This window comes from Kocuria sp. CPCC 205258 (genome assembly GCF_040981005.1).
GTDB classification, from domain to species: Bacteria; Actinomycetota; Actinomycetes; order Actinomycetales; family Micrococcaceae; genus Kocuria; species Kocuria rosea.
This window is the reverse complement of record NZ_JAVKPS010000012.1, coordinates 81462-100720: the sequence shown is the minus strand read 5'-3', so window position 1 is coordinate 100720 and position 19259 is coordinate 81462. Positions and strand designations below refer to the sequence as shown.

At 74.9% G+C, this 19259-nt stretch carries 24 protein-coding genes and 1 pseudogene; 6 read left to right on the top strand and 19 right to left on the bottom strand.

Annotated features, from left to right (window positions below):
* Both RF644_RS16475 and RF644_RS16470 read left to right on the top strand, forming a co-directional pair.
* Nucleotides 1–361: hypothetical protein (locus tag RF644_RS16475; RefSeq protein WP_368797293.1), on the top strand; the 361-nt coding region annotated here is incomplete at its 5' end.
* Nucleotides 362–621: 260 nt separating this feature from the next.
* Entirely contained in the window at nucleotides 622–960 is a 339-nt protein-coding gene (locus RF644_RS16470) for a hypothetical protein (RefSeq protein WP_017834871.1), read from the top strand.
* A 75-nt stretch (nucleotides 961–1035) separates the two neighbouring features.
* Here the strand turns inward: RF644_RS16470 and RF644_RS16465 are convergent, their stop codons facing one another.
* Both RF644_RS16465 and RF644_RS16460 read right to left on the bottom strand, forming a co-directional pair.
* Complete coding sequence (locus RF644_RS16465) at nucleotides 1036–2274, bottom strand: acyl-CoA dehydrogenase family protein (protein WP_035923166.1); 1239 nt, start codon at nucleotides 2272–2274, stop codon at nucleotides 1036–1038.
* 50 nt (nucleotides 2275–2324) lie between these two features.
* Nucleotides 2325–4451: a 3-hydroxyacyl-CoA dehydrogenase NAD-binding domain-containing protein gene (locus RF644_RS16460; RefSeq protein WP_368797292.1), complete on the bottom strand. Its 2127-nt coding sequence runs from the start codon at nucleotides 4449–4451 to the stop codon at nucleotides 2325–2327.
* A gap of 77 nt (nucleotides 4452–4528) precedes the next feature.
* Here RF644_RS16460 and RF644_RS16455 point away from each other — a divergent pair, with 77 nt between their 5' ends.
* Nucleotides 4529–5128, top strand: coding sequence for a GNAT family N-acetyltransferase (locus tag RF644_RS16455; RefSeq protein ID WP_368797291.1), 600 nt, complete (start codon nucleotides 4529–4531; stop codon nucleotides 5126–5128).
* Between the two features lies 1 nt (nucleotide 5129).
* Here RF644_RS16455 and RF644_RS16450 read toward each other — a convergent pair whose 3' ends face one another.
* From RF644_RS16450 to RF644_RS16415, 8 genes and pseudogenes are all read right to left on the bottom strand, one after another.
* A complete protein-coding gene (locus RF644_RS16450; protein WP_017834867.1) occupies nucleotides 5130–5834 on the bottom strand; it encodes a TetR/AcrR family transcriptional regulator in 705 nt (234 codons plus the stop codon).
* Between the two features lie 74 nt (nucleotides 5835–5908).
* Nucleotides 5909–6703 (bottom strand): MerR family transcriptional regulator, encoded by a 795-nt coding sequence (locus tag RF644_RS16445; protein WP_368797290.1) that lies wholly within the window; start codon nucleotides 6701–6703, stop codon nucleotides 5909–5911.
* Nucleotides 6704–6746: 43 nt separating this feature from the next.
* On the bottom strand, nucleotides 6747–6920 hold the full coding sequence (locus RF644_RS16440) for a hypothetical protein (RefSeq protein WP_368797289.1): 174 nt from the start codon (nucleotides 6918–6920) through the stop codon (nucleotides 6747–6749).
* A gap of 5 nt (nucleotides 6921–6925) precedes the next feature.
* Nucleotides 6926–7795, bottom strand: coding sequence for an SMP-30/gluconolactonase/LRE family protein (locus tag RF644_RS16435; RefSeq protein WP_368797288.1), 870 nt, complete (start codon nucleotides 7793–7795; stop codon nucleotides 6926–6928).
* Nucleotides 7796–7865: 70 nt separating this feature from the next.
* Nucleotides 7866–8042 (bottom strand): annotated as a pseudogene (locus RF644_RS16430) (acyl-CoA thioesterase); the annotation flags it as partial.
* A 37-nt stretch (nucleotides 8043–8079) separates the two neighbouring features.
* Nucleotides 8080–8913, bottom strand: coding sequence for a PhzF family phenazine biosynthesis protein (locus RF644_RS16425; protein WP_095651849.1), 834 nt, complete (start codon nucleotides 8911–8913; stop codon nucleotides 8080–8082).
* A gap of 4 nt (nucleotides 8914–8917) precedes the next feature.
* The gene (locus RF644_RS16420) at nucleotides 8918–9127 is read right to left on the bottom strand and encodes a hypothetical protein (RefSeq protein ID WP_095651850.1); all 210 of its coding nucleotides are present in this window, start codon (nucleotides 9125–9127) and stop codon (nucleotides 8918–8920) included.
* A gap of 58 nt (nucleotides 9128–9185) precedes the next feature.
* Entirely contained in the window at nucleotides 9186–9824 is a 639-nt protein-coding gene (locus RF644_RS16415) for a DNA-3-methyladenine glycosylase I (RefSeq protein ID WP_368797287.1), read from the bottom strand.
* A 56-nt stretch (nucleotides 9825–9880) separates the two neighbouring features.
* Here RF644_RS16415 and RF644_RS16410 point away from each other — a divergent pair, with 56 nt between their 5' ends.
* Nucleotides 9881–11167 (top strand): MFS transporter, encoded by a 1287-nt coding sequence (locus RF644_RS16410; protein ID WP_368797286.1) that lies wholly within the window; start codon nucleotides 9881–9883, stop codon nucleotides 11165–11167.
* Here the strand turns inward: RF644_RS16410 and RF644_RS16405 are convergent.
* Nucleotides 11096–12313 (bottom strand): sensor histidine kinase, encoded by a 1218-nt coding sequence (locus RF644_RS16405; protein WP_368797285.1) that lies wholly within the window; start codon nucleotides 12311–12313, stop codon nucleotides 11096–11098. The genes RF644_RS16410 and RF644_RS16405 overlap by 72 nt on opposite strands.
* 86 nt (nucleotides 12314–12399) lie before the next feature.
* Nucleotides 12400–12585, bottom strand: a complete 186-nt coding sequence (locus tag RF644_RS16400; protein ID WP_368797284.1) for a hypothetical protein — start codon at nucleotides 12583–12585, stop codon at nucleotides 12400–12402.
* Nucleotides 12586–12766: 181 nt separating this feature from the next.
* On the opposite strand from RF644_RS16400, the gene RF644_RS16395 reads away from it, so the two are divergent.
* Nucleotides 12767–13462 carry a response regulator gene (locus tag RF644_RS16395; RefSeq protein WP_368797283.1) on the top strand — a complete coding sequence of 232 codons (696 nt, stop codon included), beginning with the start codon at nucleotides 12767–12769 and terminating at the stop codon, nucleotides 13460–13462.
* Here RF644_RS16395 and RF644_RS16390 read toward each other — a convergent pair.
* The 7 genes from RF644_RS16390 to RF644_RS16360 form a co-directional block, all read right to left on the bottom strand.
* Nucleotides 13426–14109: an ATP-binding cassette domain-containing protein gene (locus tag RF644_RS16390; protein ID WP_368797282.1), complete on the bottom strand. Its 684-nt coding sequence runs from the start codon at nucleotides 14107–14109 to the stop codon at nucleotides 13426–13428. The two genes, RF644_RS16395 and RF644_RS16390, sit on opposite strands and share 37 nt — an antisense overlap.
* Nucleotides 14079–15638: a hypothetical protein gene (locus RF644_RS16385; protein ID WP_368797281.1), complete on the bottom strand. Its 1560-nt coding sequence runs from the start codon at nucleotides 15636–15638 to the stop codon at nucleotides 14079–14081. Before RF644_RS16385 ends, RF644_RS16390 begins: the two co-directional genes overlap by 31 nt.
* A complete protein-coding gene (locus tag RF644_RS16380; protein WP_035923187.1) occupies nucleotides 15635–16039 on the bottom strand; it encodes a hypothetical protein in 405 nt (134 codons plus the stop codon). Before RF644_RS16380 ends, RF644_RS16385 begins: the two co-directional genes overlap by 4 nt.
* A gap of 72 nt (nucleotides 16040–16111) precedes the next feature.
* A complete protein-coding gene (locus RF644_RS16375; protein WP_368797280.1) occupies nucleotides 16112–16684 on the bottom strand; it encodes a hypothetical protein in 573 nt (190 codons plus the stop codon).
* 35 nt (nucleotides 16685–16719) lie between these two features.
* Entirely contained in the window at nucleotides 16720–17292 is a 573-nt protein-coding gene (locus tag RF644_RS16370) for a hypothetical protein (protein WP_368797279.1), read from the bottom strand.
* A gap of 39 nt (nucleotides 17293–17331) precedes the next feature.
* Nucleotides 17332–17616: a hypothetical protein gene (locus RF644_RS16365; protein ID WP_284562775.1), complete on the bottom strand. Its 285-nt coding sequence runs from the start codon at nucleotides 17614–17616 to the stop codon at nucleotides 17332–17334.
* Nucleotides 17617–17777: 161 nt separating this feature from the next.
* The gene (locus RF644_RS16360) at nucleotides 17778–18176 is read right to left on the bottom strand and encodes a DUF4870 domain-containing protein (RefSeq protein WP_126346572.1); all 399 of its coding nucleotides are present in this window, start codon (nucleotides 18174–18176) and stop codon (nucleotides 17778–17780) included.
* Nucleotides 18177–18424: 248 nt separating this feature from the next.
* On the opposite strand from RF644_RS16360, the gene RF644_RS16355 reads away from it, so the two are divergent.
* Entirely contained in the window at nucleotides 18425–19240 is an 816-nt protein-coding gene (locus RF644_RS16355; RefSeq protein ID WP_368797278.1) for a lysophospholipid acyltransferase family protein, read from the top strand.
* Nucleotides 19241–19259 lie beyond the last annotated feature (19 nt).

Here is a 19259-nt window from a genome sequence, read left to right as displayed (position 1 = left end):
AACCAATCAACCGAATAAAACATCCGGTATCAACAAACATGGCACACTATTGAGTTCTCAAACAACAGACCAGCAACCAGGCACCACACCCGGAAACCGTGTTGGAATTCTTTTTCGCTCGGTTCTCGCGATCTCTCGCTTTCCCCGCGGCGACCTCCTCAGCTTATCCCGATCTTCTCCGCTTTCCCAAATCGCTTTTCCGTCGCTCAGCGACGAAAAAGTCCTTCGGGAGGAGAATTCCTGGATCTGCCGGATTCGGCGCCGTGGGCCGCAGCGATTTCTCGCTGCTGCCCGAAACAGCTCCACCAGCGTACCCGACCCGGTCCCGGCCCACAAGCTGTCGGCCACCGCGCAGCGGTGATCGGCTTGATGGTTCGAGGGGGTTCGGTCCGCCGGATTCGGCGTTGCCGTCCGGGGCGATCTCTCGCGTCCCTTGCGGCGACTCGGAATACATTACACACGCCCCGCAGGACCGTCAAAACCCCGGAGGGCCGGGCGGATGCCTCCTCGTCACCGCTCCCGGCGCTCCCCCGGCCACCGGACGAGCCGATGGCCGGGGCGGCGGGGACGGCAGTGCGTAGGCTGATGGCACATCGATGCCCCGACCCGAAAGGACAGCAGATGAGCACCTCACCGGAAGAGCTGCCGGAGACCCCCGACACCTACGAGGGCGCCGCCGAGGTCGACCCCGAGCACTGGCGCGAGGATCCGCTGATCGAGGGCGCCGAGGCCGGCGCGCAGGACGAGCGCGTGGACCCCGAGCACCCGGAGGTCCCCTCGGAGCAGGAGCTCCGGGACGAGACGGCCGAGGCCCGCTACGAGGCGGGCGAGGAGCAGGTCCCGCCCGAGGAGCCCCGCATGGGCGAGGCGATCGCGGACCTCGACGTCCCCGAGGACCCCGCGTTCGAGGACGAGGTCGACCCGAGCAACGACTCGTTCCACGGCGGCGCCGACCTCTGAGCCCCGACGGACCGAGCACGACAGCGCCCCGGCCTCCACGGCCGGGGCGCCGTCGTCATGTGGACTCGGACGAGCTCAGGCGAACGCGGAGATGCCGGTGATCCCGCGTCCGATGATCAGGGCCTGCACGGTCTCGGTGCCCTCGTAGGTGTGCAGCGCCTCGATGTCCGCGAAGTGGCGGGCCACGCGGTTCTCGATGAGGATGCCGTTGCCGCCCAGGAGGTCCCGGGCGTTGGCCGCGATCGAGCGGGCCGTGCGCGTGGAGGTGTACTTCGCCAGCGACGCCTGCTCGGCGGTGAGCCGGCCGGCCTCCTCCCGCTCGGTCATCCGTGCCACGAGGAGCTGGATCTGGGTGAGCTCGCTCAGCATCCGGGCCAGCCGCTCCTGCACGATCTGCGAGGCGGCCAGCGGGCGGCCGAACTGCACGCGCTGGGCCGCGTACTGGACGGCGGTCTCGTAGCAGGCCTGGGCGTGCCCCACCGCGCCCCACGCCACGCTGATGCGGGTCGCGAACAGGACGTCGGCGGTGTTCCTGAAGGACCGTGCCGCCGGCAGCGCGTTCTCCTCGGGCACGAAGACGTTCTCGAACCGCAGGTGCGCCTGGTGGATGGCCCGGAGGGCGAGCTTTCCGCGGATGGTCGTGCCGGTGTAGCCCTCGCTCTCCTGCGGGACCACGAAACCCCTGACCTGGCCGTCCTCGTCGGCGCGGGCCCACACCACGGTGATCCCGCCCATCGAGCCGTTGCCGATCCACTTCTTCTCCCCGTTGAGCACCCAGCCGCCGTCCACCGGGGTGGCACGGGTCTCGAGGCTGACGGAGTCGGAGCCGTGGGTGGGCTCCGTGAGGGCGAACGCGCCGAGGAGCTCGCCCGTGGCCATCCGCGGCAGCCAGCGCTGCCGCTGCTCCTCGGAGCCGCACATGGCGATCGAGCGCATCGCGAGCCCGCCCTGAACGCCGGAGACGGTCGCGATGGACCCGTCGCCGCGGGAGAGCTCCATGCTGATCAGGCCCGCGGCGGTCTTGGACATCTGCTCGTAGCCGTCGACGGCCACGCCGTCGCGCAGCAGGTCGAGCTCCCCGAGCCGGCGGACGAGGTCGAGGGAGTACTCCGAGCGGTCCCAGTGCTCGCCGATGACGGGCAGCAGGTCCTCCTGGACGAACCGGCGGGCGCGCATCCAGTGCCCCCGGTCGGTGTCGGAGACCGCGTCGAACGCGCCGGCGGCGTCGGTGTCGAGGGCCTTGTCGAGGACGTAGTCGGGCTCCACGGTGCCGGCGGGGAACAGGGTCGCGCCGGTCTCGGGGGTGGCGGTCATGGCTGGGTCCTTCGTTCTGTGGGCTGGTGGGAGGTCGGTCGGGGACAGGGTCAGTCCTGCTGGAAGCGGCGTCCGAGGACGCGCTCGGAGGCGCCCGTGCGGTCGAGGTACGGGGTGATCCCGCCCAGGTGGAAGGGGTAGTTGGCGCCGAGGACCATGCACAGGTCCACGTCCTCAGGCCCGGCGACGACGCCCTCGGTCAGCATCGCGCCGATCTCCTCGGCCAGGGCGTCCTGCACCCGCACGAGCAGCTCCTCCGCCGGGACGGGAGCGCCGGCGGGGTGCTCCGCCCGGGTCCGCTCGAGCAGCCGGGCGGCGTCGGCGGCGAGGTAGCCGTCCGCGCCCGTCCCCGGGGCCTGCTCGGTGGGCAGCACGTGGGTGAGGCTCGCCCCGACCACCGCTTCCATCCACGGGGACCGCGCGTAGCGCTCTGGGTAGGCCCGGTGCATGGTCTCGTCCACGTGGTGCAGCACGGCCGGGCCCACGAAGTCGAGCAGCCGCAGCGGGGTCATGGGCAGGCCCATCGGATCGGGGGCGTGGTCGGCGACCGCCACATCCGTGCCCGCGTCGATCGCCTGGACGATCACGTCGAACAGCCGGGTCAGCACCCGGTTGACCACGAAGCCGGGGGCGTCCTGGACGCGCACCGCCGTGCGGCGCAGCGCCGCGGCGAGCTCGAAGGCGGTCGCGAGGGCCGCGTCGCCGGTCCGCCGCCCGGCGACGATCTCGAGGAGCGGGGTGACCTCCACGGGGTTGAAGACGTGGAAGCCGACCACCCGTTCGGGGTGCCGGAGGTCCTCCGCCATGGCGGTGACGGACAGGGAGCTCGTGTTGGTCGCGAGGATCGCGTCCGGGCGCACGATCTGCTCCCACTGGGCGAACACCTTCTTCTTCACGTCGAGGTCCTCGAAGACGGCCTCGATCACGAAGTCCGCGTCGGCGAGGTCCTCCGGCCCGCTCGCCCCCGTGACGAGGGCGCCGAGCTGCTCGGCCTGCTCCGCGCTGATCCGGCCCCTGGCCGCCTGGGCCGCGAAGCGCTCCCGGGTCCGGGCCACGCCGGCGGCGAGCCGCTCGTCGTCGAGGTCGGTCATGACCACGGGGATCCGGGCGCCGCTCGCGATGAGCGAGGCGAGCTGGCCGGCCATCAGGCCGGCGCCGATCACGGCGGCCTTGCGCAGGGGCACGGGCTCGGCGGCGGGCACGTCGGCCGCCTGCCGGGAGCGGGCCGAGACGAGCTCGAACGCGTAGAGGGAGGCCTTGGCCACGTCCCCGCGGACCAGCTCGGCGAAGGCGGCCACGGCCTTCGTCCCGTTCTCGGTGCGGGACTCCGTCCGGGCGTCGGCCACGAGGTCGATCGCCACGAGCGGTGCCGGCGCCGCGCCGTGCCAGGTGCGCTCGGCGCGGTCCCGGGCCTGGTCCACGGCGTCCTGCCACTCCTGCTCCCCGGTGCCGCCGGGCGTGCCCGCGCGGCGGCGGGTCCCCCCCGCGTCGAGCGCGTCGAGCGTGCCGGCCACCCACCGCTGCCAGGCGGTGTCCCACTCCCCGGTCCCCGGGGCGGCGTCGAGCACCACGTCCACGAGGCCGAGCTCGAGGGCCTCCGCCGCCCTGGTGTTCCGGCCCCGCAGGGAGTCGAACACGATGACGCGCAGCGCCGCGGCCGGGCCGATCAGGTGCGGGAGCAGGTGCACGCCGCCCCAGCCGGGGAAGAAGCCGAGCCGGCACTCCGGCAGTCCGAGCGGGCCGGTGCGCGGGTGGGCCGCACGGTAGTCCGTGTGCAGCGCGAGCTCGAGCCCGCCGCCCAGGGCCTGACCCGTGAGCAGGGAGAAGGTGGGCACGCTCGCGTCGGCCAGGACGCCGAAGGCCTCGTGGCCGAGCCCCACGTACCGGTCGGAGACGCCGCTGAGCTGGGCGTGGCGGATCTCCTTGAGGTTGGCCCCCGCGCCGAAGGACCGGGCGTTGCCGGTGACCACGATGGCCTCGACCGCCGACTGGTCGATCGAGCCCAGGACGTCCCGGAGCTGCTCCAGGGCCGCGGAACCCCAGATGATCAGCCCGCCCGGCGGGGTGGAGTCCAGCCGCACCAGGGCGACGGGCGCGGAGCGTCCGGGCAGGACCAGCTGCTCGACGTCCACCGCGACGGTGGAGGGGAAGGACGGGGCGGGCGCGGCGGGTGCCATGGGCGGACTCCTGACGAGTGGTGTGATCGTCACCACTCTGACTGATACGGAGTCTCAGGTCAAGGGATTGAGTCTCAGTGTCGTGGTGCGGCGTGCGGTTCCTGGGCGTTCAGGCCGTATTCTGGCTGGTGATGATCGACGTGCTGCCCCCAGAGACCGAGCGCCTCGCGTTCCGCCGCTTCGACGGCGCGGACCTCGAGCCCATGCACTCCTACCAGAGCCGCGAGGACTACGCGCAGTACGCGTGGCGGGGCCCGCGCACGCGCGAGGAGTGCGAGCGCACCCTGGCCGAGAACAGCGGCATGCGGCCGTGGGGCCGGGACGGCGACTCCGTCCGCTTCGCCGTCTCCCCCCGGGGCTCGCGGGAGCTCGTGGGCGAGATCGTGCTGACCCTCACGGACGCGGCGGCCGCGCAGGTCGAGATCGGCTGGGTGGTCCACCCCGACCACGCGGGCCGGGGCATCGCCTCCGAGGCGGCCCGCGCCGCGATCGAGTTCGCGTTCGCCGAGCTGGGCGCCCACCGGGTCTGCGCGAGCCTGGACGCCCTCAACGTGAGCTCCGCCAAGGTCTGCGAGCGCATCGGCATGCGCCTGGAGGCGACCCTGCGCGAGAGCCACCGCCAGCTGGGCGAGTGGCGCGACGAGCTGCTCTACGCGATCCTCGCCGACGAGGTCTGAGTCATCGGCGCAGGGCGTCCCGCACGGACGCCAGGATCTCCTCCGTGTCCGCGCCGGGGTCCAGGACGGTGACGACGACGGCGGGGCGGGCCCCGGGCGCGGCGGCCGGCCGCGCCGCGCCGTCCTCGTAGCCGGAGACGAGCGTGTGCGCGAGGCGCTCGAGCTGCCCGGCCAGCTCGGCCGAGGGGTCGGTGTCGGGTGCGCGCAGCCAGGCCCGCAGGGCGGCGTTGTGCACCGCCACCGCGGCGGCGGACAGCGCCGTGGCCAGCGTGCTCCGCCCCGGCGAGTCGGGCAGCGCGGAGCGCAGGTAGCGCCGCAGGACCCGCTCGTAGCGGTGGGACGTGATGAGTTCCCGGTCCCGCAGCTGCGGGACCTGCCGGAGCAGGGCGTTGCGGGCCAGCGCCCGCTCGCGGTGGTCGAGGTGGTGGCGGAAGACCAGCAGCACGCCGTCCCGCAGGGCGACGGCCGGATCGGTGCCCGGCTCCTCCCCCGCCCGGGCCAGCTGCTGCTCGAGGCGCTCGAGGTTCGCGGCGTGGTCCGCGAAGACGATGTCCTCCTTGGACCCGTACTTGCGGAAGAACGTGGCCCGGCTGATGCCCGCGGCGAGCGCGAGCCGGTCCACGGTCGTGGCGTCCCAGCCCTGCTCCGCGAGCAGGCGGATCGAGCCGGTGACGACGTCCGGGGCCGCCCGGGGGGTCTCGGTCATGGGTGCCTCCTCGCTGACGATGGTAGTCCGGCGGCCTGCCGGACCGCCCGCACGCCCCGGGCGGCGAGTGGGCCTCAGCCCGTGGCGCGGTCGGCGTTGGCGTGGATGGCGTCGCGGACGTATTGCGCCAGCCCGGGTTCCAGGTCCTCGTAGGTCTTCGTGAACCGCGGGTCGGCCACGTACATGTCCCCCAGGGCCCGGTGGAACTCGGGCGAGAGGTCGTAGAAGCGTTCGTGGATCTGGCGCCGGGCGGCCTCCGCGGCATCCATCGCCTCGGCCGAGTCCGCGGGGAGCCCCGCGCGCTTGACCGCGACGAAGCGCTCGTTGATCGCCGTGGTCTCGGCGGCGATCCGCCGCCAGTCCTCCCGGTCGTATCCGGCCGCGCGCCGACGGGACTGCGCCCACGCGTCGGTGCCGCCCCAGCGGCGCTCGGCCTCGGCCGCGTACTCGTCGCTGAATCCCTCACCGAAGAGCTCGCGGTGCTCCTCCGGGGTCAGGTCGATTCCGGTCATTTCCTTCTCCAGTGCTCGGTCGATCGCGGTGACGAGGTCGGCCAGCTCGGCCTGTCTCGCCAGGACGGACTCGCGCTGCCGGCGCAGGTGGACCAGCACGGAATCGGGGTCCGCCGCGGCCAGGAGCTCCTCGATGCGCTCGAGGGGGAAGCCGAGCCGGCGGTAGACCACCACGTGCCGCAGCCGGAGGAGGTCGTCCTCCGTGTAGAGGCGGTATCCGCCCGCGGAGCGTTCGCTCGGGCGCAGCAGGCCGACGTCGTCGTAGTGGTGCAGCGTGCGCACGGTGACGCCGAAGCGCTCCGCGACCTGTCCCACGGTGAGCTTCTCGTCCGCCGTCACGGGGCGCTGTCCGTCCATGTCCTCCACTCTGGGCCCTCCCGTCGCGTGAGGGTCAAGCCCGTCAGCGGTGGGTCCGGGCGCCGAAGAAAACGGCCCCGGCGGCGCACAGCACGGCGAGCACGGCGAAGGAGAGCGCCGAGGAGGTGCCCCCGCTGAGCAGGGAGCCCACGAGGGCCACGACCCACACGAGCACGAGCAGCCACAGCAGTCCGGCGGTGCGCCGGGGGTTCTCCACCGCGCTCAGCCCCCGAACGGCAGGACGGGCAGGCCGGGGACGTCGACCCGGACCGCGAACAGGGAGCCGGCGGCGGGGTCCTCGTCCGGGGCGAGGTTCTCCCGGGACGTGGTGATGTAGAGGGTGTGCAGGTCCTCCCCGCCCAGGCAGCACGCGGTGGTCTGGCGGGCGCCGACCTCCACGACGGTGTCCAGGACGCCGTCGGCCGTGTAGCGGTGCACCTGCCCGGCGCCGTGCAGCGCCACCCAGACCGCGCCCTCGGCGTCGACGGTCAGCCCGTCGGGGTGGACGTCCCCCTCCTCGAGCTCGGGCACCACGAAGGTGCGGCGCCCGCGCAGACCCCCGTCCGGGGACCAGTCGAGGACGTCGACCTTCCCGGTGGGCGTGTCGTTGTAGTAGGCCAGCGCGCCGTCCGGGGACCAGGCGATGCCGTTGGAGACGGTGACGCCCTCCAGGACCGGCTCCCAGCGCAGGTCCGGGTGCACGCGCCAGAGCGTGGCCGCGCCCTCCGTCTGGTCCCAGGCCATGGAGCCGACGTAGAAGGAGCCGTCCGGGCCGGCCCCGCCCTCGTTCATCCGGACCGCCCCGGGCTCCCAGAGCTGCTCGGCCGGGTGGACGGTGCCGTCCGGGTCCTCGAGGGCCACGCCGGTCTCCAGAGCCAGCACCGCTCCCCCGGTCGCGCGCGGGCGCACGCAGGCCACGACGTCCCCGACGTGCTTGCGGAGCACCTCGCCGTCCGCGCCGAGGGACAGCACGTCCCCCGCGAGCATGTCGACCCACCGCAGCCCGCCCCAGGACTCCGACCAGCACGGCCCCTCGCCGTGGTAGGTGACGGAGTCGGTGATCCGCTCGGCGCGCAGCCGCCGCGCCGCCATCTCAGAGCCCCTTCCCGTGCACCGCGGGCAGCGCCGTGGTGGGGATCCGGTCCCGGTCGGGGTTCACGAGGATCTCCGACATGTACTTCGTCACCGCGCGCTGGTTGCCGAGCTGGACGATGGCGTAGATCGCCGCCTCCTCGTCGATCCAGCGGAGCAGGCTGCCGCCGAACAGGGTGCCGTTGGCGTTGAGGTCCTCCGGCTCGACCCACTTGCGGGTGCGGAAGGTGATGTCCTGGGTGGTCATGCCCCCACGATACCGAGGGCGCCCTCCGCACCGTCGGCTACAGCTCCACGGTCCCGCGGACCACCGGGCTGACCTGGCCGCCGACCCAGACGGTGTCTGCGTCCCGCTCCAGCAGCACGCGCCCGGTGCGCCCGAGCACGGTGCCCTGGGCGGCGACGTAGCGCGCCGGAGCCCACCCGTTGTCCGTCAGCCACCGGGCCAGGCCCGCGTTGAGGCTGCCCGTGACCGGGTCCTCCACGACCCAGTCCCCCACGAACGCCCGCACCTCGACCGCGCACTCGGCGCCCTCGGGGTGGGGGCCCACCACGCCGAGCTTGAGCCCGGCCATGGCGGACCAGTCCGCACGCACGCCCAGCACGGTCCCGGCGTCGGCCACGCGCACCCCGATCCAGCCGGGGCCGTTGTCCAGCCAGGACACGTCGAGCAGCGCGGACGGGTCCAGCCGCAGGGACCGCGCCACCCGGTCCAGCAGCGCGGGCTCCGCCACGGGCTCGTAGCGCGTCAGGGGCGGGGCGGCGAACGAGAGCCTGCCCTCGCGGCGCCGGACGGTCACCAGCCCGACCCCGCACTCCTGGACGACGTCCGCTCCCGCGGGCTCCCCGCCGAGGGCGAGCCAGGCGGACGCCGTCCCGAGCGTGGGGTGACCCGCGAAGGGCAGCTCCCCGCCGGGGGTGAAGATCCGCACCCGGTAGTCGGCGCCGGGGACCGTGGGCTCGAGCAGGAACGTGGTCTCGGAGAGGTTGGTCCAGCGGGCGAAGCGCGCCATCGTGGCCTCGTCGAGGGCGTCGGCCCCGTGCACGACGGCGAGCGGGTTGCCGCCCAGCGGCGCCGGCGAGAAGACGTCCACCCAGCTGATCGCGTGGCTCGTCATGATCTCAGAGCACCGGCCCGCGCGTGTTCCTCCGGGCGGGCCGGGCCCGTCCCGTCCGCCGGGCGTCCCGGCCGGCGGGCCCGCCGGCGGTCCCGCCACGGGCCGCCGCCCGGTCCTCCCGCAGCCTCCGGACCACCAGGCCGACCAGGACGGAGCCCACGGTGCTCAGCACCAGGGGCAGCACCGCGCTGCGCTGCTCGCTGTTGTCGTACATGGCCGGGCCTCCTGCCGGAAGGCGACGCGGGGCGTCGTCGGGTTCGGTGCCAGGAATCCTACGCACCCTCCGGCGCCTCCGGCCACACCCCGGAGCTGCCCCGGCGGTGGCTGCCGAGCAGGTGGGTGTCGACGATCCCGACCGCCTCCATGAGCGCGTGCATCGTGGTCGGCCCCACGAAGCGGAAGCCGTGCGCCCGCAGGGCCCGGGACAGGGCCTCGGACTCCGGCGAGCGGGTCGGGACCTCCTCCGCCGTGCGCGGACGCGGGGTCCGTGCCGGGCGGAACGACCACACGAGCTCGGTCAGCCCGCCCTCGGCGCGCAGGGCCACGGTGGCGCGGGCGTTGCCGACGGCGGCCTCGATCTTGCCCCGGTGGCGCACGATCCCGGCGTCGCCCAGCAGGCGGTCGACGTCGGCCGGGCCGAAGCCCGCGACCGCGTCCGGGTCGAAGCCCGCGAAGGCCGCCCGGAAGGCGGGCCGCTTGCGCAGGATCGTGGCCCAGGACAGCCCGGACTGGAAGCCCTCGAGGCAGATCCGCTCGTAGAGCCCCCGCTCGTCCCGCACGGGGACGCCCCACTCGGTGTCGTAGTACTCGCGCAGGAGCGGGTCCGTGGCGGCCCAGACGGGGCGGGCGAGCCCGTCCTCGCCGAGGACGAGTCCGGTCGCGGGATCGGGCAGGGAGCTCATGCCGAGCATCGAACCACACCGAGGGGCTCCGGCACACCCGGAGCGAGTACCCCCAGGGGTATAGGATGGCGGTCATGCACCCGACGAACCCCGCCGTGGACCGGCGCGCCCTGCAGCGGAAGGTCGTCCGCGTCCTCGCCCTCGGCCAGATCCTCGGCGGGCTGGGCGTCGGCGCCACCCTGGCCCTCGGCGCCCTCCTCGTCACCGAGGTCTCCGGCTCCTCCGCCTGGTCCGGCATGGCCGCGACCATGAACACCCTGGGCGCGGCCCTGCTCGCCGTCCCCCTCGCGCGGCTCGCCCAGGCCCGCGGCCGGCGGATCTCGCTCAGCACCGGGGCGTTCACCGCCATGGCGGGCGCGTCGATCACGATCGGCGCCGCCGTCCTCTCGAGCTTCCCCGTCCTGCTGCTGGGCCTGGCGCTGCTCGGCGCCGGCTCGGCGCTCAACCTCCAGTCCCGGTTCGCGGCGACCGACCTGGCCGCGGACGACACCCGCGCCCGGGACCTCTCCCTGGTGGTCTGGTCCACGACCATCGGCGCGGTGCTCGGCCCCAACCTCTTCGAGCCGGGTGAGCTGCTCGGGCGGGCCCTGGGCCTGCCGGCGCTGACGGGCGGATTCGTCATCGCCCTCGTGGCGCAGGCCTTCGGGGCCCTGGTCTACCTCACGGCGCTGCGGCCGGACCCCCTGCTGCTGGCCGTGGCCGACGGCGAGGCCGCGGGCAGGGGCAAGCCCTCCCCCGCGGGCGGGCTGGCGGTGCTGCGGGCCTCGTCGCCCGCCCGCCGGGCCGTGCTCACCGTGGCGCTGAGCCACGCCGTCATGGTGGCGCTCATGTCCATGACGCCCGTGCACCTGACCCTCCACGGGGCGTCGCTGAGCGTCGTGGGCCTGACCATCAGCCTGCACGTGGCCGGGATGTACGCCCTCGCCCCCGTGTTCGGCTGGCTCGCGGACCGGGCCGGGCGCCGCCCCACCGTCCTGCTCGGCCAGGCCCTGTTCGTGGCGTCCCTCGTGCTGTCCTGGTTCGGCTCGACGTCCCCCGTGCTGGTGACGGTCAGCCTGGTCCTGCTCGGGCTCGGCTGGTCCGCCTCCACGGTCGCGGGCTCCACGCTCGTGGCCGAGGCCGTCCCGCCGGCCGAGCGGCCGAGGCTGCAGGGCGTCTCGGACCTGTTCATGAACCTCGCCGGGGCGACCGGCGGTGCGCTCGCCGGTCCGGTGCTGGCGCTGATCGGCTTCGACGGCCTCAGCGCGGCCCTGCTCGTCCTCGTGGCGGTCGTGGTGGTCTCACACGGCGGCCGGGCCCAGCGGGATGCGGGCGCCGACGCGCCAGCCGCCGTCCGCCGGTCCCGCCGCTAGCTCCCCGCCGAGCAGCTGGACGCGCTCGCGCAGCCCGAGCAGCCCGTACCCCGAGGCCGGGAGGCCGGGCCCGGAGCCCGGCCCCGCGGCGTTGTGCACCTCGACCACGACGTCGGCCTCGTCGACCTGCACGGCCAGCACGCAGCTCGTCCGGGCGGGCGCGTGCTTCATGATGTTCGTCGCCCCCTCCTGGAGGACCCGCTGGACCGTGGGCCGCACCCCCTCCGGGATCCGCGCGAGATCGCCCCGCACCCGGGTGTCCGTGCGGAACCCGACCTCCCGCAGCGCGGCCGCGACCTCCTCGAGGCCCCGGCCCGTGTCGACGGCCGCGGCGGCGCTGGAGTCCTGTGCGAGCCCGGCGCCCGGCTCCACGCGCATGATCCCCAGCAGCCGGCGCAGGTCCTTGAGGGCCGCGCGGGAGGAGTCGCCCACCACGTCCAGGGCCTCCTTCATGGTCTCCGGGTCCCGGGAGTAGGCCCCCGAGCGCGCCTGCATGGCGATGAGCGTGAGGTCGTGGGCGACGATGTCGTGCAGCTCCCGGGCCAGCTCGAGGCGCTGCTGCTCGAGGGCGTGGGCCGTGCGCTCCTGGCCCGCGGCGATCTCGACGCGGTCCAGCTCCTGCTGCGCGCTCAGGGCCCGCAGGACGAGACCGGGCAGGAGGAGGACCAGGGTCAGCGGCACGTAGCTCCAGAGGAACTGCGGGCCCACGACCGAGACGTTGACGGCCCACGAGGTCTGCCACACGAGGAAGGCCCCGACGGCCGCGGCGAGCCCGGGCAGGGCCGCCCCGTACGCGGTGAAGGCCAGGACCAGCGGGATCACGACCATGTAGCTGCCCGGGTTGGTCTGGGGGTGGAGCAGGACCAGCAGCGCGGCGAGCGGCAGCCACGTCCAGCTGGAGCGCAGCGCCAGGACGGCGACCGTGGCGGCTTCGAGGACCACGAGCAGCAGCTCGTAGTCCCGGTCCCCGAACCCCAGGCCCGGACCGGTCAGCACGAGCCGGACGGCGTCCAGGGCGCTCACCGTGATGAACAGCAGCAGGGCCACCCGCACCCACCGGTGCAGGGGGCGGGCCCGGGCGATCCCCTGCGGCAGGAGCGTGCCCAGGCCGGACCGGCGGTCCTGCTGCGCTGCGCGGCGTGCCATGCGGTCCTTCCCGTGCGGTGGCCCGGTGCTCCGGTCCACCTCGGAGGATAGCCGCGGGCGCCGGGCCCGTCCGGGAGCGCGCCGGATCAGCACCAGCGCAGGAAGAGGAACGAGCACCCGCGGCTCGTGTGCCCGTCCGGGCTGTCGGTGCCGGGGTCGACCTTCAGGACGGGCGCCAGGGCCACCGGCGGCTCCGGGGCCGCGGCGGTGGGAGCACCGCCGGCGGTCAGCAGCAGTGCGGCGAGCAGCGAGGCGGCGGAGAGCGTGTTCACGGGGGTCCTTCCGGCAGGGCGCCGCACCCGATCGGTGTGCGGTCGTGAACCATGGTCGCCGAGGGGTGGGGTCCGCGGGGTCATCCGGGAGGATGGCCGGGGGTCATCCCTTGGGCGGACCCGTGCGACGGGCGGCCCCGTCCCGCCGGCGCCGTGGCCTCTCTCCGCTACGGTGAGAGCCATGAACGAGCACGCGCCGGCGGCGAGCCCCGTCAAGGTCCTGATCGTCGACGACCAGCAGCTCATGCTCCGCGCCCTGCGCGTGTTCGTCGACGCCGAGGAGGACCTCGTGGTCGTGGGCGAGGCCCGCAACGGCCGGGCGGCGGTGGAGCAGTGCCGCGCCCTGCGCCCGGACGTGGTGGTCATGGACCTGCAGATGCCGGTCCTGGACGGCATCGAGGCCACCCGTGCGATCACGCACGAGCACCCGGAGGTGAAGGTGCTGGCCGTGACCACGTTCCACTCGGAGGACTGGGTGATCCCCGCGCTCCGGGCCGGAGCGAGCGGCTACGTGGTCAAGGACTCCGAGCCCCACGAGATCGTGGGCGCCGTGCGCAGCGTGCTGGCCGGGGAGGCCGCGATCTCCCGGCGGGTGGCCGCCACCCTCGTCCGCAGCGTCGTCGCAGACCCGGAGCCGGCGGCGCCGCGGCCGGAGGACGTCGCCGCGGTGGAGGGGCTCTCGGCGCGGGAGCGCGAGGTCGTGGCCCTGCTCTGCGAGGGCCTCAGCAACCGCGAGATCGCCGCCGCGCTCTTCGTGTCCGAGCCGACCGTCAAGTCCCACCTCAGCCACATCCTCACGAAGATGGAGGTGCGGGACCGGGTGCAGGTCGTGATCAAGGCCTACCGCACCGGGCTGGTGACGATCCCCTCGTCCTGAGCCGCCCGCGGGTCCGCGCCGCCGGGGAGGGTCAGCACCGCGTCCGGCGCCAGCTGCGCCGGCGGGCGGTGGGACACCACCAGGACCGCGCGCCGCGCCGCCCACTCCGTGAGCTCCTCGCAGAGCACCGTCGTGGACGCGCCGTCCAGTCCGTTGAACGGCTCGTCCAGGACGACGACGTCGAAGTCGCCGCTGGTGCACACGATCGTCCACAGCTTGCGCCGGTTGCCCGTGGACAGGTGCTCGGCGGACTCGTCCAGCCACGGTCCGAGCCCGTGGCGCTCCGCCCGGCGCAGCCCCTCCTGCGGGTCGACCCCGCACCAGCCGCTCGCGAACACCACGTGGTCCCGTGCGGTCATCGTGGGGTAGAGCGCCGGTTCGGTGCGGCAGATCCGGCGCACCCGGGAGGCCTCCGGCGAGCGTGCGTCCACGCCGGCGAGCGTGACCGTCCCCGCCGTCTGCGGCAGGTGCCCGCTGAGGACCTCGACGAGCGTCGACTTGCCGGAGCCGTTGGGGCCCTGCAGCAGCGTCAGCCCGGGGGCGTCGATCCGCAGCGTGAGCCCCCGGTGGACGGGGCGCCCGGCGTCGAAGCCGGCGCTCACCGTCTCGACGTGGATCAGCGGCGGGTGAGGGAGCGATGCAGGCATGTGAGGGCACCTCCGGCGAGGGTCAGGGCGAGCAGGGGGACGATCCACGGGTCGGTGGCGGGGAAGGTCAGCGGGACGGCCACGGGCGCCGCGGCGAGGACGACGGTGAGGACCCCCGTGAGCGGGCTGTCCGCGCCCGTCCCCTCGACCGTGCGCGGCGGGGGCAACAGGTGCTCCGCGACGGTCGCGGCCCACACCGCGCCCAGCACCACGGCCGCGGGCGCCGCGGACAGGGTCCCCGTCAGCACCCGGACCGCCACGACGAGCAGTAGGGCCGGCAGCAGCAGCGGCAGGGTGAGCGCGGTGAGGTGCCCCAGCGCCACGGAGGAGCGGGACGCCCCGGACTCCACGGCGGTGCGCAGGTGGCGGCCGTAGCGGAAGGCGCCGATGTCCGAGCTCACGAGCTCCGCGAGAGCGAGACCCGTCATGAGGGCGGCGAAGCCCAGGGTCGGCCGCAGCGCCGCCTCCCATGCCGCGTCCGGCACGGCGGGCAGCGGCGGCATCCGGAGACCGGCGGAGGTCGCCCCGAGCAGCGCCGCGGTCGCGGCGGCGACCGCGACGGTGATCCGCTGCTGGGCCCGCAGACGCCACCCGTGCGCCCGCTGGACGCCCAGCACCCGGGCGAACTGCAGGACCGCGGGACCGCTCAGGCGCGGCCGGCGCACCGGGGGCGCGGCGCGCCGGGCCGGGAAGGACTCCGCCGCGAGGGCGCGGCGGCCGGCGACGGCACCGACCGCGCCGACGGCCGCGACCGCCGTGAGGCCGGCGAGGAGGACGGGCTCAGGCAGCCCCGGCGCGGGACCGGGTGCCGCACCGGCCGCCGGGACGAGGGCGCCGGGGACGAGGGGGGTCAGCAGCAGCACCGCCCCGTGCGCCCCGGCCCCGGCCAGGACGGACGCCGCCGCGAGCACCGCGGGGAAGTGCCGGCGCCCGTTCTCGGGGCGGGCGGCGGAGCGCAGCGCCCCGGCGGCCGTCAGCGCGCCGAAGGCCACGGGCGTCCCCAGCAGCAGTGCCGTCCCCGCGGCCCCGGGCCCGTGCCCGGCCAGGACGGAACCGGCGAGCACCCCCAGGCCCGCGGCACCCCACACGGCGCTCGCCACGGCCACGCGCGGGAGGGCGTGGACGACGAACACGTCCGCGGCCCGGACGTCGAGGCCCACGAAGAAGTCCCGCTGCGGGTGGTCGCTGACGCAGCTGCGGAACCGGCCGAGGGTCTCGCCCGCGAGGGCGCCGAGCCCGGCGTAGGCGCAGAGCAGCACGAAGAGCCCGACCACGTCCGCGCCCGGCGCCAGCACCGCGGCCGCGCGCGCCGCGACGATCCCGGCCGCGAACGCCAGGAGCACGGCCCCTGCCGCGGCCCCGACCACGATGCGGCGGGCCGTGTCCACCGGCACGGACGTGCCCAGCGCCTGCAGCAGGTCCGCGATCCGCAGGTCCGCCAGGAGCCGGAGCCGGCGGCGGGCCGGCGGGGCGGGCGGCCGCCGCCGCACCGACCCGCTCGTGGGGCTCGCGGTCGCGCTGGTCGTCACGAGAGCCTGCTGCGCGTCCCGGACCGCTCCCGGCGCAGCCCGAGCGCGTTGAACAGGAGCACGACCGTGCCCGCGAGGGCGACGACCACGCCCATGGTGCACAGCCAGCCCACGGGGAACCCGCTCAGCTGCTCGTCGAGGAAGGTCGCGTGGGCCGTCATGGCCAGGAACAGCAGCACGGCCGGTGCCACGGAGCGCGGGCGGGACAGCGGGGTCGCGGCGGCCACGAGCGGCAGGAGCACCCCGGCGACCGCCAGCCCGCCCACGAGGAGGGACCACAGCCCGACCGGGACGGTGCTGGTGCCCCGGCCCTCGAGGAGGATCGCGGTCAGGGCTGCGGCGCTCAGGACGGCCACGGTGACGAGGACCAGTCGGACGTGGTTCTGGGTGAGGGTCGGCACGGTGGGCACTCCTGGTGGTCGAGGATCTGGTGAGCGGTGAGGGCGGGTTCGGGAGCGGGAGCGGCGGCCGGGTCACACCATGGCGACGAGCGCGGCGGTCGCGACGGCGACGACGACCACGAGCACCTGGCGGCCGGCGCCGCAGGACCTCCACCGGCCGCGGTAGAGCAGCGCCGCGGCGAGGGCGAGGACCAGCACCGCGGCGGCCTCCACGGGTCCCTCCGCCATCCGCCCGGTGGCCAGGGCCCAGCCCTGGGACAGCACCGTGAGGCCGCCGACCACCAGCGTGTAGAGCCCGATCCGCTGCCCGCCGCCGAGCGGCAGGCCCTGCGGGAGGAGTCTGCTCTCGAGGAGCCCGGCGAACCAGAGGTACAGGGCGAGGACCACGGCGAAGACCAGGACGCCGACGAGCACGGCGACGTTGACCGAGAGCCCGATCAGGGACGGGTCGACCCCCTGCAGCTCGCCGGTCACGGCCGCCGCGGCCTGGTCCTGCATCTGGTCGGTGGTCGCCGGCAGCCGCAGCAGCAGCAGCCCGAGCCCCACCGCCCAGAGGACGGTCCGGACGGGCCGGGTGGTCGCCGGCAGCGGACGGGTGGCAGGGGTCCCGGCGCTGGGGTGGGCGGAGACGTGGAGGCTGGACATCGGGGGCCTTCCGGTAGCGGGGGGAACGGCGGCGCTCACCGCCGGGCGATGAGCGCCGCCTCGATGCCCGCGGCGGCGAGGAGGAGGGCGACGGCGAGGGCGAGGACGCCGAGGGAGGCCGGCAGCGCCGTGAGGTAGCTGCGCACCAGGCCGTGCCGGCGGGCGGTGAGGGCGGCGGTGAGGGGGAGCAGGCCCGCGGCCGCGGCCACGAGGCAGCCGAGGAACTCGAGCCCCGCGTACCACCCGGCCGCACCGACGAGCGCGGCGGCGCCGACGTTGAGCACGCCGATCTTCGCCGTGGCCCCCACGTAGACCGACAGCAGCGCCAGGGACGTGCCCGTGAGCAGGCCGCCGGTGAGCACGCCGCTGTAGAGCAGGGCGGCGGCGCCGAGGTTGCGGACCAGGATGGCGCCGAAGGACCCGTCGTGGTCCTGACCGGCACCGGCCGTGTCCTGCAGGGTCGCGGGGACGCGGGAGATGCTCTCGTAGCCCACCAGGAACCCCGCCACGAAGAGCGCCGTGGCGGCCGCCGCCGCCCACCCGAGGGCGCGGCGCGCGGCCCGGGCGTCGCGGGGAGCAGTGCGGAGGTCCGTGGGCACGGTCTTCATGGCGGGGGTCCCGGCAGGGTCGGCGGAGCGGGCGGCGGCTCAGGCGATGGCCAGGCTGCGAGCCTTCTTGGACAGGTACCAGCGGATGGTGCCGACGACCGCGCCGCCGATGCCGAAGCCGAACATCGCGGCCACGAGGGTCAGCGCCCAGCCGCCGGCCTCGACCGCGGCCACGATCTGGCTCGCGGACGCGGCGGAGATGCCGAGGGAGCCGGCGACCCAGGCGATGCCGACACCGCCGAGGACGAGGCCGAGGACGGCGACGGAGGCGGCGGCCGAGACGGGCAGGACCGTGCGGACGGAGGGGGTGCGGGGGGTGGTCATGAAGAGCTCCTGCGTTCCCGAGGTTTCTGTGGGGGGTGCATCATCCGGCGGGTTCCCCGGGTGATGGCTCAGAATCTACGAGAGCCGGGAGGCCTCGGCCATCGGCCGAAGGAATGGTTCCGGACCGTCCGGAGGATGCCGCCGGCCGGTCCGGAAGGACGTCACTGCAGCACCGGCAGCTGGAGCGGGTAGCGGTACACCTCGCCCTTGTTGGCCTTGAGCACGGCCAGGACGTGGCACACCACGAGCAGGACCGCGGCGAGGATCCACAGCACGATCGCCACGGGGATCAGGATCACGGTGAACAGGCACACCCACGCCACCACGTTGAGCAGCCACATGGACAGGTTGAAGTTGAACGACCCGGCGGAGGTGGCGCGCAGGAACGCGTTCTTGTCCCGGTAGACGAGCCAGACGACGAGGGGACCCACGAATCCGAGCCACCCGACGGAGACCAGCGCGCCGATCAGTCCGGACAGGTGGGTGAGGACCGCGATGGTGCGGTCGTCCCCCTGCGCCCGGTACTGCGGACGGGGTGCTGACGGTGGAAGGTAGGACATGGGGTTCTCCTGGTGGGCAGTGGCGGAACCGGTCGCGGCACCCGGTGCCGCGGACGCCGGACCGGCGCGGTGCAGCCAGCGTATCGGGGCCGGGCCCGCGCCCGGTATGGGGGAAGACCGCACATGACGGCGGCGGATCCCCGCCGTCACGCACGGCACCGACCGCGGCGCCGCGCCGCGCGCTGGTCTACGATTCTCGGCAGACCGTTCTCGGCCCGCCCCCGCGGGCCTCTTCCCGAGGGAGGCCCGTGGCTCCGCAGCTGCGCCCCAACAAGTACGCCTACCGGGCCATCGTGCTCGCCGGCCTCGCCGCGGTGAAGCTCTTCCGCGTGCCCCTGCTGGCCTCGGGCGAGGAGCATCTGCCCACCGACCAGGTGGTGCGCGGCCTGCACCGGGAGGTCCGCCCCGGCCGGGGCGCCGTCGTGGCGGTGACCCACTTCGGCTACCTCGACTTCGTCTTCGCGCAGCTGGTGGTCTGGCGCCGGCTGCGGGCCCACTCCCGCTTCCTCATCACCCGCAAGCACACCAGCAGCGCCTTCGTCACGGCGGTGTGCCGGCTGTGCGACCACGTCGTGGTCGACCGCGCCGACGGCGCCCCGGCCTACGCCGAGGCCGTGGCCAAGCTGGCGCGCGGCGAGTTCCTCGCGGTGTTCCCGGAGGGCGGGGTCAGCCGCAGCTGGACCGTGCGCCCGCTGCGCACCGGCGCCGTGCGCATGGCCGCCGAGACCGGCGCCCCCGTCATCCCGGTGTCCGTGTGGGGCGGCCACCGGATGCTCACCCGCGGGCGCGGCCGGATCCGGCTGCGCGACGTGTGGCGCACGCCGGTGCGCGTGCACGTCGGCCCGGTGCTGCGGGTGGACCCCGACGAGGACGTCCGCGCCGCGAGCGCCCGGCTGCGCACGGTGCTGCAGGAGGGGATCGACCGGTGCATCGACAGCTACCCCGTGACCCCGGAGCCGGGTGCGTGGTGGATGCCGGCGCACCGGGGTGGGAGCGCGATCACGGTCCAGGAGCAGATCGACGCCGACGCCCGGGAGCGGGAGGCCTACAAGCGCACCGGCTGAGCCCGGCGGGGGCACCGTC

What these genes read in the sequence shown, in the direction of transcription:
- RF644_RS16460 (WP_368797292.1), bottom strand. Translation starts at nt 4,451, where the DNA reads ATGGCACCCGCCGCGCCCGCCCCGTCCTTCCCCTCCACCGTCGCGGTG.
- RF644_RS16360 (WP_126346572.1), bottom strand. Translation starts at nt 18,176, where the DNA reads ATGTCCTACCTTCCACCGTCAGCACCCCGTCCGCAGTACCGGGCGCAG.
- RF644_RS16470 (WP_017834871.1), top strand. Translation starts at nt 622, where the DNA reads ATGAGCACCTCACCGGAAGAGCTGCCGGAGACCCCCGACACCTACGAG.
- RF644_RS16415 (WP_368797287.1), bottom strand. Translation starts at nt 9,824, where the DNA reads ATGCTCGGCATGAGCTCCCTGCCCGATCCCGCGACCGGACTCGTCCTC.
- RF644_RS16365 (WP_284562775.1), bottom strand. Translation starts at nt 17,616, where the DNA reads ATGACCACCCCCCGCACCCCCTCCGTCCGCACGGTCCTGCCCGTCTCG.
- RF644_RS16435 (WP_368797288.1), bottom strand. Translation starts at nt 7,795, where the DNA reads ATGGCGGCGCGGCGGCTGCGCGCCGAGCGGATCACCGACTCCGTCACC.
- RF644_RS16370 (WP_368797279.1), bottom strand. Translation starts at nt 17,292, where the DNA reads ATGAAGACCGTGCCCACGGACCTCCGCACTGCTCCCCGCGACGCCCGG.
- RF644_RS16445 (WP_368797290.1), bottom strand. Translation starts at nt 6,703, where the DNA reads ATGGACGGACAGCGCCCCGTGACGGCGGACGAGAAGCTCACCGTGGGA.
- RF644_RS16425 (WP_095651849.1), bottom strand. Translation starts at nt 8,913, where the DNA reads ATGACGAGCCACGCGATCAGCTGGGTGGACGTCTTCTCGCCGGCGCCG.
- RF644_RS16390 (WP_368797282.1), bottom strand. Translation starts at nt 14,109, where the DNA reads ATGCCTGCATCGCTCCCTCACCCGCCGCTGATCCACGTCGAGACGGTG.
- RF644_RS16395 (WP_368797283.1), top strand. Translation starts at nt 12,767, where the DNA reads ATGAACGAGCACGCGCCGGCGGCGAGCCCCGTCAAGGTCCTGATCGTC.
- RF644_RS16375 (WP_368797280.1), bottom strand. Translation starts at nt 16,684, where the DNA reads ATGTCCAGCCTCCACGTCTCCGCCCACCCCAGCGCCGGGACCCCTGCC.
- RF644_RS16450 (WP_017834867.1), bottom strand. Translation starts at nt 5,834, where the DNA reads ATGACCGAGACCCCCCGGGCGGCCCCGGACGTCGTCACCGGCTCGATC.
- RF644_RS16405 (WP_368797285.1), bottom strand. Translation starts at nt 12,313, where the DNA reads ATGGCACGCCGCGCAGCGCAGCAGGACCGCCGGTCCGGCCTGGGCACG.
- RF644_RS16465 (WP_035923166.1), bottom strand. Translation starts at nt 2,274, where the DNA reads ATGACCGCCACCCCCGAGACCGGCGCGACCCTGTTCCCCGCCGGCACC.
- RF644_RS16410 (WP_368797286.1), top strand. Translation starts at nt 9,881, where the DNA reads ATGGCGGTCATGCACCCGACGAACCCCGCCGTGGACCGGCGCGCCCTG.
- RF644_RS16420 (WP_095651850.1), bottom strand. Translation starts at nt 9,127, where the DNA reads ATGTACGACAACAGCGAGCAGCGCAGCGCGGTGCTGCCCCTGGTGCTG.